The sequence below is a fragment of the Pelosinus baikalensis genome (assembly GCF_020819555.1).
GTDB classification, from domain to species: domain Bacteria; phylum Bacillota; class Negativicutes; order DSM-13327; family DSM-13327; genus Pelosinus; species Pelosinus baikalensis.
Window position 1 is genome coordinate 236,701 of sequence record NZ_JAJHJB010000002.1, and the last position, 18,405, is coordinate 255,105.

Consider the following 18,405-nt stretch of genomic DNA (forward strand, 5'->3'; position numbering starts at 1 on the left):
ATTCCTCCCTCTTTTTAAATGTCCCTGGTTATGTATTATATGCGTTGTAATCCTATTATGTTTTCAGTTACTAGAAAATATAGTAAGCATAAAGAAGATTTAATTCAAGCTGAGCGTCCACTCTATCCGAATTAAGTCTTCTTTATGCTTGTACTTTATGATATCCTATATTTAGGAAAGAAAATTATATGAGGTGAGATTATGACTCGTTTTAAGAAATTTTTGATTCTAATTGCTTTTCTGCAGCTTTATATTATTTTAAATCCCTTATCGGCTCTTGCTTATAACACGTATCATGTTGCTGTACTACCTTTAGTCAATACTGCGAACTGCCAAGATGAAGAGATCGTAGAATTGGTACAAACAAAAGTTAAAAATAAATTCAAATTTCCCTTTTATGAAATCATCCCTGCAGAATCTGCAGCCAGGGCAGTACAAAAAGACACGCTAAAAAAACTAAAAGATAAAGCAGCCATGGAAAAGCTGGCAAAAGATCTTTCTGCAGATATCGTGATTGGTGTTGAACTTGTCCAGGCCCAAGCAGTGACTGTAACCCCTTCCTTCTGGGGTCTTTATTCTGATGATGATGATACCTATTTGGATACCAGAGTCTTGATAAAATGTTACGCATATACTGCCAAGGACGGTACATATTTGTCCCTAAAAGCTTCTAACTCTGGCTTAGAACCCCTGAGAGTTGACACAAGCCTTTACAATTCTGTCGGGAAAGCAATGGATGAGCTCATTGGAAAATTGCCTTATAAAAGAGTCCCCGCCGATGCTCTTACACTTAAAGGTGAATAAAAAAAATAAAACATTATGAACCACAAAGACGCAAAGGACACAAAGGGTTTTATTTATATTTTTTTGTGCACTCCTTTGTGTGCCGCGGGCGGCGGCATTGCGCCTTTGTGGTTAAATCATTCCTTTATTTCTTCATGACTTTTGCGGTCCATTGCCTTTTTACCTAATACTATGTACCCGATCATCAATAAAACTTAAAATCAAGGAGTGCTTTATGAATACAATTACGAAAAGATGCTTATGTTTATTTTCAATTCTGATGCTTACTGTATTTTCTCATACTGCCTTAGCTGTGGCAGATCCCTCCCAGGTCAATACCACCTTTCATATGACTGGTCAAGTAACCGCCCCTAATATTCAAGGCTTTTACGGCATAATCGGAGACGATGGCGTAAAATATCAGCCAATCAATTTGCCGCGTAAATTTAAGAAAGACGGGCTCATTATTCAATTTGACGCAAAGCTGAAGGCAAATACCATGAGTACCTTCCAATGGGGAAAAATTGTAGAACTCTCTAACGTAGCAAAAATTACATCATCCATTGCCCCTGAAGAGCGTAAAGCCATTCATCTATTACTAAAAAGGTTGGATTCCTTTAATACAAAAGACTTAGAAAAATTGCAGGAAATAGATATTGTGTCCAGGCAGCTTACAAAAGAACAGTTTGATAATTGGGTAGCGAAATATGATCATTTTACCCTTTTATATGTTGATATTTCTGATGCTGATTCTACTTCTATTACTGGTTCTTGTTACTATACCCGAGAACTTGTAAATGGAATGACCCTTCATGGCAATACGGATTTAGCGGCTATGACCTTTACGCTATCCCAAACTTCAAGCGGCTGGAAATTAACGGAATCAGGATCTTTGTCTAATCAACCCATTCAATATAGCGCAGATACTCTTGCCGCACTTAAAGAAAAATCTGTAAAAAAATATAATACTGACAATTTAGCTACTCTTTGGCAAGCGATTTAACCTCACTTACAATGTTAGCGTTGTTCTTCCTGCTTCAAAAAATAAATATAAAATACCATGAGATAGTTGACCGCGCAACTATCTCATGGTATTTTATATTTATATTACTTTTTTGTAAATATCCCGCTGGATATTTACAATGAAATCGATTGGAAAGGCGAAACATGAAAAATAATATTGTAATTTTCTTCTTATCTTGTATAGGAGGAATCATCTTTTTTAGTGCCCATATTCCTCTTCCTTGGACCATCGGTCCCTTGGTGACCACCTTACTTTGGAAGACAGTTAGAAAGAAACCCATCCATTGGCCAAAATCCATACGCAATACAGGTCTAATTTTTCTTGGGTATGCTATGGGCAGTCCTTTTACCCTTCAGGTAGGTCAACAAATTTTAGATCAGCTCCCCGGCATGCTGCTAACGACCTTCACTACTATGACAATGAGCCTTTTGGCAGGATGGTTTACTTGCCGCTTTACAGGTGTGGGGATGGTAAATGGTTTGGTTGGCAGTATACCCGGCGGTCTTTCCCAAATGGCTGTCATTTGTGAGGAAATTGATGGTGCCGATGTTGCTGTCGTTACTCTTATGCAAATAACCAGGGTACTAACCGTTGTATTTATTGTACCAATGCTGGCAATTTACGGTCTTTCAAACAATTCTACCCCTCTGCCGCTTTTTGCATCTACTGCCTCTTTACAATTTGAACAATTTCTGCCCTTTGGAATTGTATGTATTATTTCGGCCTTCATAGCCAGAGTCATCAGAATTCCCACCCCTTATCTTATGGGACCTGTTATTGGAACCATTGCCCTTATCATTCAAGGCTATGACGCTCCTCATCTTCCCCAATACATCACAGCATTAGCACAGATATTCATTGGAATACGCATGGGAGCCGATATCACTTTCGATGGATTAACAAATTGGAAATCCATTGTCTCCTATAGCTTTGGAGGAGTAATTTTTGTCATTACAGGTTCATTAGGGATTGATTATTTGCTGGTGAAGCTCTATGGAATTCCTTTTCTAACCGCTTTTATCAGTACCGCCCCCGGTGGCATAACAGAGATGGGACTCACAGCCATGACGGTTCATGCTGATGTTTCACTGGTTGTTGCCTACCAATTATTTCGCTTATTATCCATGCTGCTTATCGGGATTCCCCTGCTGCGATGGTGGTTAGGGAAAAAAGCAGTTCACAAGACCTTGCAGCCTACCCTCTAATATGAAATACTAAAAACAGCAAGATTAGCCTGATTTTCGATATTTCTCGGCTAATCTTGCTGTTTTATTTTGTATCTATCGCCAGCTTTCATCATTTCGCTGCAGCGTTACCGTCTTAACAGCTTACGTAACTTAGGTCCTAAAATAAGCGCTATAATCAGTCCTGCACCCGATGTCATTAAGGAACTAGGTATATTCCCCAGCGCAGTAGCAAAACTCCCCGTAACATACCACCAGGCTAAAATATATCCGCATAATGTCCAAAGAGCAGCTAAAATACAGGCAAAGAAAGCGCGGACAAACAACTTGCCTGCCCCATGAGAACTTGCCGTGGCCTCAGGCCATAATCCTTTAGCAACCACACCAACAATCAAACCTGCAATTCCTTTAATAACAAAAGACCATAGTGTATAAGGAGAAAAGCCCATCAAAAGATCATAAAAACCTGATCCAATGGCTCCTGCCAATCCTGCATATACACCACCAAAAATAATACCCATTGTATATAAAAATGCCGATCCCAAATGAACCATTGCTCCAACGCCAAAAGGTATTTTAATGGTTGTGGCAATCGTACACATAGAGGAGAGTACACCGATAAATACAATATCTCTTACATCCAATTTACGCTTGCGATTCATAGCTCAACCTCCCTATATTTCCTTTTTATTCTTGGCTGGTATCTCTGCAAAGCCAAGGCAGCACCTTTTCTACCAATACACCCTCACGGGAGGGAGTTTGAGCAGCAAAGGTCGTTTGAATGGAGATCCTGACAAATTCGGCTGCCCGTTCCATGGCTGCTGACAGACAGTCCTGCTGCAGCAAAGACCCCACCAGCACACTTGCAAAAATATCTCCTGTTCCAGGATATTTAGCTGGAATGTGGTCGCTGTAAACTTCCCAGAAGCTATTTTGCCTTTTATCATATCCTATGGTAAGAATTTTCTCATTCACAAAGGGAATTCCTGTGATTACCACCTTGGATGGACCAAAACCTCCTAAGTCCACAAGCCATTTCTTCATTTTCTTGGTATCATAGATTGTATTCTGATAACTCTCTCCCAGTAAAAAACATGCCTCCGTATAATTCGGTGTAACAATATCTGCTTTTCGAACTAAATCCTTCATTCGCTCTTGCATGTGACGCGTATAAATAGAATATAACTTCCCCTCATCCCCCATGACTGGGTCCACAACTACCAAGGGATGGTTGGAAGAAAATTCATCAATAAAGTGCTGTACTACATCAATTTGTTCCTCTGAAGCCAAAAAACCACTGTAAATACAATGAAAATCAATTTCTTCTTTCTTCCAATGATGAAAAAAATCCGGCATGTGGTTTGTAAAATCGCAAAATGCTAAGTCTTTAAAACCACCTAAGTGAGTACTTAATACAGCTGTCGGAAGAGGACAGACTTGAATTCCCATTGTTGATAATACAGGCATAATGACTGTTAAAGAGCAGCGTCCAAAACAGGAAATATCATGAACAGCCGCCACTTTGGGCACGAAATTTTTCATTACTTTCTCCTTTTAAGCATAAATCTCCTATATTTTATAATACATCGAAAATTAGTATATCGCAAAAGAAAGCCACTCGTCAATTTTGAAGGTACTGCCAGATTTCAAGAAACATCTTTTTCCTTATCCAAATGGCAAATAGCAAAAGAAGACTTGACCGCAGCCTGGGTCAAGTCTTCTTTTGCTATTTATTTAATTAATCCTTTGGATTGCAGCCATTCCTTGGCTACGGCCTTTGGATCTTGTTTTTCCAAATCTACTTTTGCATTGAGCTTAGCCATCTCTGTTTCATTTAATTTTCCTGCCAGTAATTTAAGCGCATCGGCAATTTCAGGATGCTTTTTTAACGTATCTTCTCTTATAATAGGGGCCGCATAATATGGAGGGAAGAACTTTTTATCATCCTCTAAGACCTTCAAATTAAATGCTACAATACGCCCATCAGTAGAAAATCCGTCAATAACATCAACCTTTTTATCACGTACTGCTGCATATGTCAAACCTGGGTCCATCCCACTAGCAGCGGCAAATTTAAAGCCATATTTCTCTTCTAAGCCTTTTTGTCCATCTGCTCGTTCTAGAAACTCTTGCGTACATCCAAGCATCAGGCGATCTGCCTTAGCTGCCAAATCAGAAATGGTATTAATTCCTAAACGCTCTGCTTCATCAGTACGCATGGTTAAGGTATAGGTATTGTTAAAACCGAAAGGTTCAAGCCAAATAATTTGCTTCTTCTCTTTATATATGTTCTTTACTTTATCATAGGCAGCCTGAGGATCACTAATCATTGGCTCCCCTAGAAGATTAATGAGTGCCGTACCTGTATATTCAGGATATATGTCAATATCCCCGCGTTCAATAGCTTGGGATACAACACTAGTTCCTCCAAGAAAAGCTTTCGTTTCGACTTTCAATTTGGTTTGATCTTCAATCACATATTTCATCATGTAGACTAAAATATCTTGTTCGGTAAAGTTCTTTCCAGCAATTACAACGGTGTTACTATTTTTCCCTGATAACAAAGAACATCCTGTAAACACCATTACCACTAAAACACTAAGTAACAAAATAGCTGTCTTTTTCATCCTATCATCTCCCTATTTTACAATTTCTTTAATCCCTTTGGTTGCGCTTTGTACTCCAAGCGTTTTAGAGCAAAATCAAAGACAATTGCTAAAAATGCAGCAGGTAACGCACCAGCCATAATTAATGGTGAATTAGCCATAGCAATGCCACGGAAAATCAAATCTCCCAGCCCCCCTGCACCAATCAGTGCTGCCAAAGTAGCCACACCTACAATAAGTACAGTCGCTGTTCGAACTCCTGCCATAATAACGGATAATGCCATAGGTAGCTCCACCATAAATAATACTTGTATAGATGTCATACCCATACCAATACCCGCCTCTACAGCAGCAGGTGTTACACCTATGATTCCGGTATAGGTATTGCGAAGAATCGGGAGTAAACCGTATATGGTCAAAGCAATAATAGCAGGCACATTACCAATACCAAAGAAGGGTATCATAAAACCTAACAATGCCAAACTAGGAATCGTTTGAAAGACTGCTGTCACGCCAATAATCGGTTCCGCCCATTTTCTATGACGTGTCAACAAAATACCGAGAGGAATAGCAATCAAATTAGCAATAAACAATGAAATAAATGTTAATTGCAGATGTTCCCAAGAGGCCATCAAAATATCTTCATATCGATTTTGAAAAATTTCAAGTAAATCAATTAACATAGAATCGCCCCTCCCTCTATTATTGGGCCACTCTCAGCTTCTTGAAACCGTTCAGCCATAACATCTACTAGGCTTGACCGAGTAATCACTCCTAATAATTCATTTTCTTCACTAACTACAGGAAGATAAGCAATATGATGTTTGCTAATAATTTGTAATGCTTCTGTTAAAGACTGACTTACATTTATCTTATATATAACAGGATTTAATACATCCTGCAGCAGAATTTCTTCCTGCTGAAAATTATTGTGAATATCCCACACACTAACTTTCCCAAGTAATTTTCGATTAGGATCCACAACAAGCAGAGTATCAACTTTCTGCTTTCTCATTTGCACAATTGCTTCTGCGAGCCCCTTACTAGGCCGTGCAGTAACGGGTCTTACCATGATTTCCTGAATAGATGGTAAGATATCTGCTTTTTGCAGCCGATTTACGCCAATAAACTCTTTGACAAATTCATTCGCTGGATGACGCAATATCTGCTCAGGTGTATCTACTTGCACAATTTTGCCGTCTTTAATAATACAAATACGATTGGCAATTTTGATTGCTTCATCAATATCATGCGTAACGAAAATGATTGTTTTAGAAATTACTTCCTGTAATCGAACCAGTTCATCCTGCAGCTGCTCACGACTGATAGGGTCCAAGGCACTAAATGGTTCATCCATTAATATGATTGGCGGATCAGCAGCCATGGCACGAATTACTCCAATTCGCTGTTGTTGACCACCGCTTAATTCATTAGGATAGCGATTACTATAAATATCAGGATCAAGATTAACCATGCGGAGTAAATCAGCAACACGGTTCAAATACATATTCTTATCCCATTTTTTTAGTTTTGGTACCAATGCCACATTTTCAGCGATTGTCATATGAGGCAGTAAGCCGATATTTTGTATCACATAGCCAATATTTCTCCGCAGCTCAACAGGATTTAACTGACTGATATCCTCACCTTTTATAAAGATCTTCCCTGTAGTTGATTCTACTAAACGATTAATCATTTTCATAGTGGTTGTTTTCCCACAACCACTAGGACCAATCAGTACTAGGATTTCACCTTCTCTAATATGTAGATTGATATCATCTACCACTTTTCGTCCATGCTCATACATCTTAGATATATTTTCGAAACGTATCATCAAATCCCCCTCTTTCGTTATCTTGTGCTAGTACAAGATTTTCAAAACTATAAGAGATTCTCATAGCATTTTCAAACTAACAACTTACACTATACCATAAAATTGTTAGCCATGCAAGACACTAGCAATTTTTTCATGCTAATGAAGTTGTTAGTATAACGAATCGAAAAATCAACCACAAAGACGCAAAGGACACAAAGGGTTTTATTTATTTTTTGTGCACTCCTTTGTGTGCCGCATCAGCGGCATTATGCCTTTGTGGTTCATAAAATCTTATTTTTCACCTAAAACTTAGCTAGTTAAAAATCCCCTTGATAAATAGCACAGGATATGTGCTGCTTATCAAGGGGATTTTTAACATTCATTCTTGCAGTACTGTATTCACTTTTTCCAAAATATCACCGGAACCAACCACGATTAGACGATCTCCAGCTTGCAGGAGTGCACCTGCTCCTGGAGATATGATTACTTCCATTCCTCTTCTGATGGCAATAAGAGTGGCACCTGTACGCTGCCAAAGCCCAAGCTGAGCAACAGAACGCCCTACTGCGCTGGCATTTTCTGAAACATATACCTCAACAGGATTAAAAGGTTGTAAATTTCTCAGCCGATCAGTATAACGCGTAATTTGAACGATAATTTCATCAAAGCGGTTATTGATTTCGTTTTTCTTTTCCATTAAAAATTCTAGCTCTTGTTTTAAAGAATAAGCTGAATGCATAGCCAGGTGATGCCGTATAAATTCCTCAGCCTGCTCTTGGGATTGTACTAGAATTTCTTTTCCTTGAGATACAGCAACAACATTTGCCTGCCCTAGTAACCCCATGGCCTTACGAATGGTTTCAGGAGAGACATTGTACTGACTGGCCAGCAATGTACGTCCTGATATCTTATCACCAACAGCAAATTCACCATTAACAATCCGCTCCGCTACATCCATTGCAATGGACTCATATACGGGTATATTACTTTTCATTCTCATTTTTCGCCTCTGCTTTTACATATAAGTCCCTATGTGCCAATAACTTACACATCTCAACAATTTGTAATCATATACTATTCTAATCATGAAATCAAGATTTTTTTACTTTCTTCTTGGACCATCATCACCGATCAGCTCTAACCAGTCGCAACTCTTAAGTAATTATAACATATTCCATCATTTATCTTCCTATATAATATCCATTTTCATTATAAAAACCCTGCCAAAAAGTACAGGGCTCCAGTATCAATTTTATCAGCTACACTCTTATAATTGACAACCATTCCTGGATATGTTTTTGATACTGCCGCCTTAAGAAGGCTGTCATATTACCCCTTCTCCCTTGATTTACTTTACGTCCGTCCAACGTGGTTACTGCCATAATTTCTAGTAAAGAACTAGTAATGAATATTTCGGAAGCTCTTAGTAGTTCATCAGGGCTTACTTGTCGTTCTTCAATGGTGATTCCAGCCTGCCGAGCAAGTTCCAAAACAATATCTCTAGTAATACCTGGTAATAAACCGCTTTTTTTATCAGGTGTAATTAATCTGCCTTCCACCACTAAAAAAAGATTACACATCGTACCTTCTGCAACCTGATCCATGTTATTTAACAGTAATGCTTCATTAGCGCCCTTATCTTTTGCTTCCGATTTTGCCACTATATTATCAAGATAGTTAGCTGCCTTCACTACACATAAAGGCGAGGTAAGATTACGGCGTATATTGACCGTCGCCAAGCTCCATCCTCGTTCATAGGCATCATCGCCAAGGGGCTGAATGGGCGCAGCAAATACGATCACCGTAGGACCACCGCAAGTCGCAGGATCTGGGCGACTTGCCCCTGTCCCTCGGGATATGGTTAAGCGAACAGTAGCTTCTTGCAAATCATTTTTTTGCAACGTTTGATAAATGGCCTTCGATAATTCATCTACAGAAGGGCAGCTAGGCCACCCCAGTATTTTCATACCTGCATGCAAACGCTTTACATGTTCCACGAAGTAAAATACTCGCCCCTTATATACTCTCATGGTCTCGAATAAACCATGACCATATAAAAAACCATGATCATAAGGAGAGATGCTGGCCTCATTGCCTAATATCAACTTGCCATTTAGATAAATCCAGCTATTGTGCATATCTTTTCCCCCTTATCCTTTAAATCCTAGAGCTTTCAGCAAAGCTCGTGCTTTATCCAATGTTTCTATGTACTCAAGTTCTGGAACGGAGTCAGCAACAATCCCTCCGCCAACTTGAAAATATGCCTGTCCCCCTTGTATAACAATCGTTCGTATAACAATATTTAAATCAGCATCACCATTAAAATCAATATAACCAATAGAACCTGTATAAATTCCCCGTTTTACCGGCTCTAATTCATCTATAATTTCCATAGCCCTAACCTTTGGCGCCCCTGTGATAGAGCCCCCTGGAAAGGATGCCATGACAGCATCTAAAATACCTTTATCTTTGGTTAATTCTCCTGCCACTGTCGACACCAAATGAAAGACAGTAGGATATTCTTCTAATCGAATTAGATTGGGTACACAAACGCTGCCAAATTCACAGACACGCCCCAAGTCATTACGCTCCAGATCAATGATCATGACCAATTCTGCCTGGTCCTTCTCACTAGCCAAAAGCTCCTGCCTTAATTGACTGTCAGAGTGTTTATCACTGCCTCTAGGTCTTGTCCCTTTAATGGGTCTTGTTTCAATCCTTCTATCTTCTAATCGTAAGTATCGCTCAGGTGAAGTACTTGCTACCACCACCTCGCCAAAGTTCAAATAAGAAGCAAAAGGCGCAGGATTAATATGTCGTAGATATCGATATAGCTCGAAAGGAGACACCGTCAAATCCGCTGAAAATCGTTGAGATACATTAACTTGAAAAATATCACCTGCGCCAATATATGCAATGGCTTTCTCCACCATGCTGCAATAGGATTCTTTGGTAAAATGGGACGTATAAGTACCTTGCGCTATCGGTTGGCGAGGTACGTCTAAAAAAGAAGCTTGCTGCATCAGTTCAATCCATTCCTCAATGCGGCGATTGGCTCTACCTATCCTTTCCTTCTCATTTTTTTCTGGAAAACCTGTAGATGCAATATATGTTTTTTTCTCATGTTGATCAAAGATAAGTATGGTGTCATAAAAACCAAAACAGCAATCAGGCAGATTCTTGTTCTTATGCTCATTCTTCGCTATATCTTCCAGTAAATATCCCATCTCATAGCCAAAGTATCCCATAATCCCACCGGCTAGAGGTGGATAGTGGGGAAGCTTTTCCGTAGAATATTGAGCTAATAATTCTTTCAAAATTGTAAAAGCGTTCCCTGCTACGCTGCGTCTTCCTGCATCATCCTGAATCGTAATCCTAGCATCTTTACTGGTAAATAATAAAAAAGGATCTCTACCAATAAAGGAGTATCTGCCCATATTTTCAACATCCATAGCACTGTCTAAGAAGACACTATTCTCCTCATTCGAGAACAATGCATACACTTCTTCAGCAGAGTAATCAGATGTAATCTCACGAAGTATTGGTTTCACTATATGATTCCTCTCATATCTAGAAAGTTTTGTAGCATACTGTGCCCATGTTCCGTTAATATGGATTCTGGATGAAATTGTACTCCCTCAATAGCATATTCTTTATGCCGCACTCCCATAATTTCGCCTTGCTTTGTTTCTGCCGTAACTGTAAAACACTCGGGCAATGTTTCCCGTTTTAAAATCAAAGAGTGATAGCGAGTAGCTCGCACAGGACTGGTAAGGCCTTTAAAAATACCTTTGCCATCATGACAAACGATAGAAGTTTTACCATGTACCAGCCGTTCTGCCCTTATGACGTCGCCGCCAAATACCTGACCGATAGCCTGATGTCCCAGACATACACCTAATATAGGTATAATGCCTTTAAAGTGCTGGATTGTTTGCAAACTAATACCGGCTTCATTGGGAGTACAAGGCCCTGGTGAGATTAAAATATGACTAGGTGATAACATCTGGATCTCAGAAATAGTAATCTTATCATTACGTACTACTTGGATTTCCTGTCCCAATTCACCAAGATATTGCACCAAATTATACACAAAGGAATCATAATTATCTATTACAAGAATCATTAGTGCCTCCATCCTAACTTTGTTCAAAAGCTATTCCACTTCTATGTCTATTATGACATAAAACTTCATGATTTCAAAAAAAAATAACCTGATGGAAGTTCAGGTTACTTTGTATTTCTCCTCATTCTTTTGGGGTGTTTACCACATATACTTTTACCGGTTTTATGCCAAACTCAGTGGCTTTTTCCCGATTCATTATGGCGATATCAATTCGATTTCCTTTAATAGCGCCACCAGTATCTTCCGCTACTGCATATTCACCATGTCCATCCGGATACTCAACATATAAACGTGAACCTAAGGGAATCACCTTTGGATCTACAGCAACTACTCCTGGGCGAATAGTTGTTCCTAAATAGGTTTTGTCACCCCACTGATCGTTATCTAAAGGACCTGGAGAATAGGCAGTTGCTTTAATATCCAAAACTTTTTCATATTTACTAGGCGCATTACCTGATTGCTTTTTCTCGGTATCTGGCTTTGCTGTAGAATCCTCCTGTGGTTTTTGAAAATTACGTTCTGCTTTTTCTTGTTTATCTTTATTTCCTTCAAGAGCAGACGGTGAAGGGGCTCTCTTATGGTTTTGTTGATTGTCTGAACTCGGTCTTGTGGAAGCATCTTTTTCCTTAGAAGCTAAAGTATTTGATGGATGAGAAGGATTTGTCACGGGTGGATCAGCTTTATTAGCAGGATTCTTTGCTTTACCTTGATGGATTGGCGGCTGGGAAGTCCCTGTTAGGATTTTATTACTCTTAAGGTTTTGTCTAATCGTATGCTTTACTTCACTGCTACTCACTTTACCTTTCTTCCCTACCAGGCTTTTTGTTCGATTCTCATTTTCCATTTGTTGCGCACTGGCATCTCGAGTATTACCAATATTAGACTTAACAGCTGCTTGAGCAGTTGAAACGGGTATACCTGGTAATAATGCTGACGACATCAGAATAGCTCCTGCGAATGCCGCTGCAATGTGTTTATATCTTCTCTTAAAATGTACAATGCGCTTATGAGCCGTATGCTTCATCTGGACTGCCTCCTTTATGAGGTTATTATCCATAGTATTTACTGATTATTTTCTGGCATTCCAAGAATTTTCAGGAAAAAATACAGATGCTCCATTGATTATTCATAGAGCATCTGAGTCTTCTTACATTGGATTTACTTGTTGTATAAATTTTTTAAAAGCATTCATTCCTTGTTCATTTCTTTTAAAAACACCAGCATCCTCTAGAACACGCATGAATTTGGCCGTTACTTCTTTTTTTATAATTTCCCCAATATTATCCTGATTTACCTGCTCTTTATACTTTTGCTGCAACTGTTCTCCCCAAAACCTATGATACTCTGCAATTTTGTTTTCTTTACCTAATACATACTTTTCTACTTCTTGCAACTCTGGAATAAGTCTTGCAGGCAAAACTGCTAATCCCATCACTTCAATTAAGCCAATATTCTCTTTTTTTATATGCTGCACATCGCTGTGAGGATGAAAAATTCCTAAGACATGTTCGTCACTGGTACGATTATTGCGTAGTACAAGATCCAATTCCAGTACATCATACCGCTTTCTAGCTATGGGTGTAATCGTATTATGTGGCGTTTTTCCTGTATATGCATAAATATCTGCAGTTGGATCATCATATTCTCTCCAAGACTCTAGAATACAGTTAGCAGCAGCTACCAACTCCTCAGCCTTTTCACTTCTTAAACGAATAACAGACATGGGCCATTTCACAATTGCACCTTTCACATTGGGGAACAGCTGTAATGCAAAGAGATACTCATCCGCTGCTTTTGCCATAGCAAATTCATATCTGCCGCCTTGATAATGATCATGGGATAAAATAGATCCTCCTACAATTGGCAAGTCCGCATTAGAACCGACAAAATAATGCGGAAATTGCTCTACAAAAGATACCAACCGCAATAATCCTTGGCGATCAATCTTCATATCACGATGTTCTTTAGAAAGTACAATGCAATGCTCATTATAATAAACATAAGGTGAATATTGCAGATACCAGGGTTCGCCAGCCAAATTCAAATGAATCAAGCGATGATTAGAACGAGCAGGATGCCCGATTCGCCCTGCATAACCTTCATTCTCCACACACAGCAAACATTTTGGGTAATTTGTGCTTTTTATTCCCTTTTCCTTCATAATATCTTTAGGGTTTTTCTCAGGTTTCGATAAGTTGATAGTAATATCTAATATTCCATAATCCGTTTGAGATTGATAATTAATGTTTTTTGCAATCCGTTTGGTTTGGATATAATTACTATTTCTACTCAGCGCATAAAAGTAATCCGTTGCCTTTGCTGGATTCTGGTGATACTTTTCATAGAAACACCGATTAACCGTAGACGGCTTCGGCATAAAGCAATTTATGATATGACTTGATAAGATTTCTTTTTCATCAAACAAATCTTCAATGATACCGTTTTTCCATGCATAATCTACCAACTCTTCTAGCAAGTCAGGTATTTTATCTTCATTTTTTTCTATTTTTTCAGGTACAATAAAATCATTCATCTCCAGAAGACATAGTATTTGATTTCTTACATATATCTCATCTTCCTGCCCAATAAAGTTTAATGCTAATGCATCATCAATCAATTGCTGAATTACTTGACAGATATTCATCTTGATCTCCTTACTAGTCATTATAGCCTACTGGATGATTTTGATGCCAATTCCAGGCATCTGTAATAATTTGTTGAATCAAAATACGCTTCGGCTGCCAGCCTAGTATTTTTTTCGCCTTTGCCGCAGATGCGATTAAGGTACTGGGATCGCCTGCTCTTCTCTCACCAATTTTAATTGGAATAGGATGTTTGGTGACTGCCCTTGCTGCTTCAACAATTTCCTTAACCGAAAATCCCTGGCTGCTGCCAAGATTGAAAATATTGCTTTCACCTTGATTTCGCAAATAATCCATTGCTAAAATATGGGCTTCAATCAAATCTTCCACATGAATATAATCACGAATGCAAGTACCGTCTTTTGTTTGATAGTCCTCACCGAAAATCGTAATATACTCCCTTTTTCCCAATGCCACTTGCAGCACCAATGGTATCAAATGCGTTTCCGTACTGTGATCTTCGCCAATTTCCCCATTTGCTCTTGCCCCTGCCACGTTGAAATAACGCAGGGATACATACTTCATGCCATAGGCATGATCGCACCATTTCATTAATTTTTCCATCGTCAGCTTGGTTTCACCATAAGTATTCGTGGGGTTTGTTGGCATATCCTCCGTAATTGGAATTTGCTTAGGTTCGCCGTAGGTAGCTGCTGTAGAAGAAAAGACAATATTTTTAACACCAAATTCATTCATAACGTCCAGAAGCACTTGTGTTCCATATACATTATTATCAAAATACTGAATTGGATTTGTCATCGATTCTCCAACAATGGAATTAGCCGCAAAATGAATGACGGTTTCAATCTTCTCTTTGGCAAATACCCCTTGTAGAAACGTTTTTTCGCGAATATCCCCTTGGTAAAAAGCAGCCTGAGGATGAAGGGCTTGTTTATGACCTGTTTGCAAATTATCCACCACTACTACTTGATAGCCTTTATCGATCATCTGATATACAGCATGTGAGCCAATATAGCCCGCACCACCTAGAACTAAAATACTCATATTATGACCTCCCTGTTTATTTCTCTTGCTCCATCACCTATGCTTGCAATATAGAATGTCCCGCCATAACCAATCCTTTCTTCATATTTTTTCCCAACTACAGTGATAAAGGAATCTGTATGTTGTTTCTCAACAATTGCAATCGCACAGCCGCCAAATCCTAATAAGTCTCCCTGCTTTAATGCCTCTAACGCTTTTATCGTACGCGAACTCATTTCGGATAGTTCGCCCACTCATGCCCTTTGGTATACTCTAATTCTTTCAACGAAAACTCAAAAACTCCTTTTTCTGGAAAGTTCATTGAATACACACGAACGATATTATCATTATGTTTTTTTTGCAATCGCAATGGAAGTAACCAACACAATTGAGCACATATCAATCGATCAAATTCTTAAATCCATCAAAACTGATAAAAAAATCCCCTCGATATTTATATATCTAGTCAAAATGGCAAACATTCCTCTTTGGGGCTATAAACATAAACATACTTCTATCACAACCGTGGATGTAACTTCTCGTTTTCCCCTGTATGTATTATCAAGAATCATTATCGACTATTTAATAATAAAAAAATAAACAATATAAAAATACACGAAATAACTAAGAAATCAGTTATTTCGTGTATTTTTATATTATAGTCTGTTTCAAAAGTACTTTCTCATTCCAGCATTATACCAATTTGAATTGCTGCTTGGCACAATATACCAGTAACTGAATAAATCTCTTTATTCGGTTACTTCTGAAAAGTAAATAACACTTACAATATCGTTTGGTGATATCGATTTACAATATAAGGTTTCAAAGAATTTAATTAATTCCTCTGTAGTAGTGATACTGGGATTTTGATGTATTAAATCATCAGCAGTTAATTGAGAAAATTTCTTTATCAGTATCTTGTCAATAATAGCTTGGTACAATTTTCTTCTCGGACTTAATTTTTTGCCAAAAGTGATCCAAACTAAGGAATTCTCCGCATAGACATCCCTTAAATCCCCTAGTCGAACGGTACAGTTCTTAACCCGATTCTGCAGCAGCTCCTCATGATGTGATGACTGAAAGTTTAATGCAAACATATTTTTCCTCCTTATCTAAAAAAACTTGACTCACTTATTTCTCTTGATTACACTGAGCATTTCTTTTAAAAATGGCACTAAAAACTTACGTCTTTAGCGCCATTGCTTTGTTGATGAAATCTCAGCATCATCTTTGCTATTCATTTATTATAGTATATCATTCCTGCTCTACATCGTCCATATCTATAAATCACAGCATTTGACTGAAAATTTACAAAAGCAGCAGGATTCTTTGCTTACTATTGTTTTTTGTAACATTCTATAGTAGTATTGTGTTGCTATATAGATTGTTTGCTATTGGATCAAACAGTATATTATCATTTTACTATACCTATAGAGGAGTAACCCTATGAATGTAAAAGAAGAACTTTTTGACTGGCTCTACAGTATTGTCATTGCCTTTACCTGCGCATTGCTCATTAATGCCTTTTTGTTCCACCCTACGAGAGTACAAGGCAGCTCTATGGAACCTACCTTGCAAAACAATAACTATTTATTGGTTTCTAAAATACCTCATACCTTAGGCCAATTGCCTGAATATGGCGATATTATTATCATCGACAGCCGTGTGCAGCGAGAACGGACCTGGAAAGACGATTTAATCGATCCTATGCATACATATTTAACAATGACAAAACTGGTCACTGAGCCTGATCATCATGTATGGGTAAAAAGAGTCATTGGCAAGCCAGGCGATACGTTAGAATTCAAAGACCATAAAGTATATCGAAATGGAATGGCCTTGGATGAACCGTATACGAAAGAACCCATGAGCTATACTTCAGATACTAAGATAATCGTTCCGGAGAACCATGTATTTGTCATGGGCGATAATCGTAACAACAGCAGTGACAGTCGCTATATCGGCCCTGTACCAAAGAATCAAGTCCTAGGCAAGGTTGTTTATAAGCTATAAAACGGATTGAACCACAAAGACGCAAAGGACACAAAGGGGTTTTATTTATTTTTTTGTGGTTCATAATATCTCACCTTTTCCGCACCTAAAAACTTATACTTTCTATGCTTTACAAAAAACATCATTTATTATTAAGATAAATGATGTTTTTGTTATGCTGCGGCTTAGAGATAGATACTATCGCTGAACTTTTTTTTGTGTTATCCTTAACCACCAACTTGAGACATATTTCGTATCAAATTCGTCCCTTCTCGCTCATTGCCCCAAATATGATGAAGGGGCTTCCCTTGCAGCGCTTTTTCAAACAGCTCAGCGACTTTACTGTCACTCGTACCACTGCGTAAGGCATGCTTAATATCAAATTCTTTGTTTGCAAGTAAACAAGGTTTAATTTTCCCATCGGCTGTCAAACGAATGCGGTTGCAGGTATGACAAAAATGCTCTGTCATAGGCGTAATAAAGCCAAATACCCCCATTGCACGCGGCAGTCGATAATAATAGGCGGGTCCATTTCCCTTTATATTGAACGTTTTTTCCAACATACCATACCCTGCTGTATTGATGCTGGTTTTTATTGCCTCAATACTAGATCCTGCTTTCACACCGCAGCGTCCAACAGGCATGTACTCAATAAATCGTACTACAATAGGAAACTCATAGGTTTGTTTTATGAAATGAGACAGATCTTTCATGGAAAAAACTTCTGTCACAACTACATTTAGCTTAACGGGAGTCAAGCCAGCATTCATGGCGCTTTTTATTCCTTGTAGTACATCTGACAATTGGCCACCACCTGTAATACGGGAAAATTCTTTTGTATTAAGAGTGTCAATGCTGATATTCACTCGATCTAAACCAGCCTTTTTAAGCTGATAAGCTCTATCTGCAAGTAAGCTGCCGTTTGTTGTCATTGCCAAATCTGCAACCGTGTCTATTTCTCTAATAGCACGAATGAAATCTATTATTCCTTTGCGAATTAATGGCTCACCACCAGTAATACGAATCTTATTCACGCCATATTGTCCCAATATCCGAATGACACGAAGCAACTCTTCGTAAGACAATATTTCAGAGTGTTCAAGTAAAGGAACTCCTTCTGGGGGCATACAATAGCTGCAGCGAAAATTACAACGATCCGTAATGGAAATTCGCAAATAGTCAATGATACGACCAAAACTGTCCTGCATCTTTTTCACTCCTCTCACCGTTGAAATTTTAACGGTTCTA

19 protein-coding genes are annotated in these 18,405 nt (G+C 38.5%); 4 read left to right on the plus strand and 15 right to left on the minus strand.

Translation table 11 applies throughout. The features are described 5' to 3' along the window. The first annotated feature begins 201 nt into the window (after window positions 1-201). From LMF89_RS02590 to LMF89_RS02600, 3 genes are all read left to right on the plus strand, one after another. Window positions 202-804 (plus strand): hypothetical protein, encoded by a 603-nt coding sequence (locus LMF89_RS02590; protein WP_229533764.1) that lies wholly within the window; start codon window positions 202-204, stop codon window positions 802-804. Between the two features lie 214 nt (window positions 805-1,018). Continuing rightward, on the plus strand, window positions 1,019-1,786 hold the full coding sequence (locus tag LMF89_RS02595; protein WP_229533765.1) for a hypothetical protein: 768 nt from the start codon (window positions 1,019-1,021) through the stop codon (window positions 1,784-1,786). 164 nt (window positions 1,787-1,950) lie between these two features. Next, entirely contained in the window at window positions 1,951-3,012 is a 1,062-nt protein-coding gene (locus tag LMF89_RS02600; protein WP_229533766.1) for an AbrB family transcriptional regulator, read from the plus strand. Window positions 3,013-3,119: 107 nt separating this feature from the next. Here the strand turns inward: LMF89_RS02600 and LMF89_RS02605 are convergent, their stop codons facing one another. The 14 genes from LMF89_RS02605 to LMF89_RS02670 all read right to left on the minus strand — a co-directional run bounded on the left by LMF89_RS02605 (window position 3,120) and on the right by LMF89_RS02670 (window position 16,262). Next, on the minus strand, window positions 3,120-3,653 hold the full coding sequence (locus LMF89_RS02605; protein WP_229533767.1) for an ECF transporter S component: 534 nt from the start codon (window positions 3,651-3,653) through the stop codon (window positions 3,120-3,122). Window positions 3,654-3,678: 25 nt separating this feature from the next. Beyond that, window positions 3,679-4,533, minus strand: a complete 855-nt coding sequence (locus tag LMF89_RS02610; RefSeq protein ID WP_229533768.1) for a pyridoxamine kinase — start codon at window positions 4,531-4,533, stop codon at window positions 3,679-3,681. Window positions 4,534-4,721: 188 nt separating this feature from the next. Then, entirely contained in the window at window positions 4,722-5,618 is an 897-nt protein-coding gene (locus LMF89_RS02615) for a glycine betaine ABC transporter substrate-binding protein (protein WP_229533769.1), read from the minus strand. 17 nt (window positions 5,619-5,635) lie between these two features. Then, a complete protein-coding gene (locus tag LMF89_RS02620; RefSeq protein WP_007955863.1) occupies window positions 5,636-6,280 on the minus strand; it encodes an ABC transporter permease in 645 nt (214 codons plus the stop codon). Continuing rightward, window positions 6,274-7,431 carry an ABC transporter ATP-binding protein gene (locus LMF89_RS02625; RefSeq protein WP_229533770.1) on the minus strand — a complete coding sequence of 386 codons (1,158 nt, stop codon included), beginning with the start codon at window positions 7,429-7,431 and terminating at the stop codon, window positions 6,274-6,276. Before LMF89_RS02625 ends, LMF89_RS02620 begins: the two co-directional genes overlap by 7 nt. 361 nt (window positions 7,432-7,792) lie before the next feature. Continuing rightward, complete coding sequence (locus LMF89_RS02630) at window positions 7,793-8,413, minus strand: GntR family transcriptional regulator (protein WP_229533771.1); 621 nt, start codon at window positions 8,411-8,413, stop codon at window positions 7,793-7,795. 259 nt (window positions 8,414-8,672) lie between these two features. Beyond that, the gene (locus LMF89_RS02635) at window positions 8,673-9,551 is read right to left on the minus strand and encodes an aminotransferase class IV (RefSeq protein WP_229533772.1); all 879 of its coding nucleotides are present in this window, start codon (window positions 9,549-9,551) and stop codon (window positions 8,673-8,675) included. Window positions 9,552-9,563: 12 nt separating this feature from the next. Then, on the minus strand, window positions 9,564-10,964 hold the full coding sequence (gene pabB / locus LMF89_RS02640) for an aminodeoxychorismate synthase component I (RefSeq protein WP_229533773.1): 1,401 nt from the start codon (window positions 10,962-10,964) through the stop codon (window positions 9,564-9,566). Continuing rightward, window positions 10,964-11,539 (minus strand): anthranilate synthase component II, encoded by a 576-nt coding sequence (locus LMF89_RS02645; RefSeq protein ID WP_229533774.1) that lies wholly within the window; start codon window positions 11,537-11,539, stop codon window positions 10,964-10,966. Before LMF89_RS02645 ends, pabB begins: the two co-directional genes overlap by 1 nt. Before the next feature lie 121 nt (window positions 11,540-11,660). Continuing rightward, window positions 11,661-12,563, minus strand: coding sequence for a 3D domain-containing protein (locus LMF89_RS26050; protein WP_304622593.1), 903 nt, complete (start codon window positions 12,561-12,563; stop codon window positions 11,661-11,663). Window positions 12,564-12,686: 123 nt separating this feature from the next. After that, complete coding sequence (galT, locus tag LMF89_RS02655; RefSeq protein ID WP_229533775.1) at window positions 12,687-14,183, minus strand: UDP-glucose--hexose-1-phosphate uridylyltransferase; 1,497 nt, start codon at window positions 14,181-14,183, stop codon at window positions 12,687-12,689. A 13-nt stretch (window positions 14,184-14,196) separates the two neighbouring features. After that, window positions 14,197-15,186 (minus strand): UDP-glucose 4-epimerase GalE, encoded by a 990-nt coding sequence (gene galE, locus LMF89_RS02660; RefSeq protein WP_229533776.1) that lies wholly within the window; start codon window positions 15,184-15,186, stop codon window positions 14,197-14,199. Beyond that, the gene (locus LMF89_RS02665; RefSeq protein ID WP_229533777.1) at window positions 15,183-15,401 is read right to left on the minus strand and encodes a hypothetical protein; all 219 of its coding nucleotides are present in this window, start codon (window positions 15,399-15,401) and stop codon (window positions 15,183-15,185) included. Before LMF89_RS02665 ends, galE begins: the two co-directional genes overlap by 4 nt. 513 nt (window positions 15,402-15,914) lie before the next feature. Then, window positions 15,915-16,262, minus strand: coding sequence for an ASCH domain-containing protein (locus LMF89_RS02670; protein WP_007955831.1), 348 nt, complete (start codon window positions 16,260-16,262; stop codon window positions 15,915-15,917). 349 nt (window positions 16,263-16,611) lie between these two features. Between LMF89_RS02670 and lepB the strand changes: the two genes are divergently transcribed. Next, window positions 16,612-17,178, plus strand: a complete 567-nt coding sequence (gene lepB, locus LMF89_RS02675) for a signal peptidase I (protein WP_229533778.1) — start codon at window positions 16,612-16,614, stop codon at window positions 17,176-17,178. A gap of 206 nt (window positions 17,179-17,384) precedes the next feature. On the opposite strand, the gene moaA is transcribed toward lepB, so the two are convergent. After that, window positions 17,385-18,365 (minus strand): GTP 3',8-cyclase MoaA, encoded by a 981-nt coding sequence (gene moaA, locus LMF89_RS02680; RefSeq protein ID WP_229533779.1) that lies wholly within the window; start codon window positions 18,363-18,365, stop codon window positions 17,385-17,387. Window positions 18,366-18,405 lie beyond the last annotated feature (40 nt).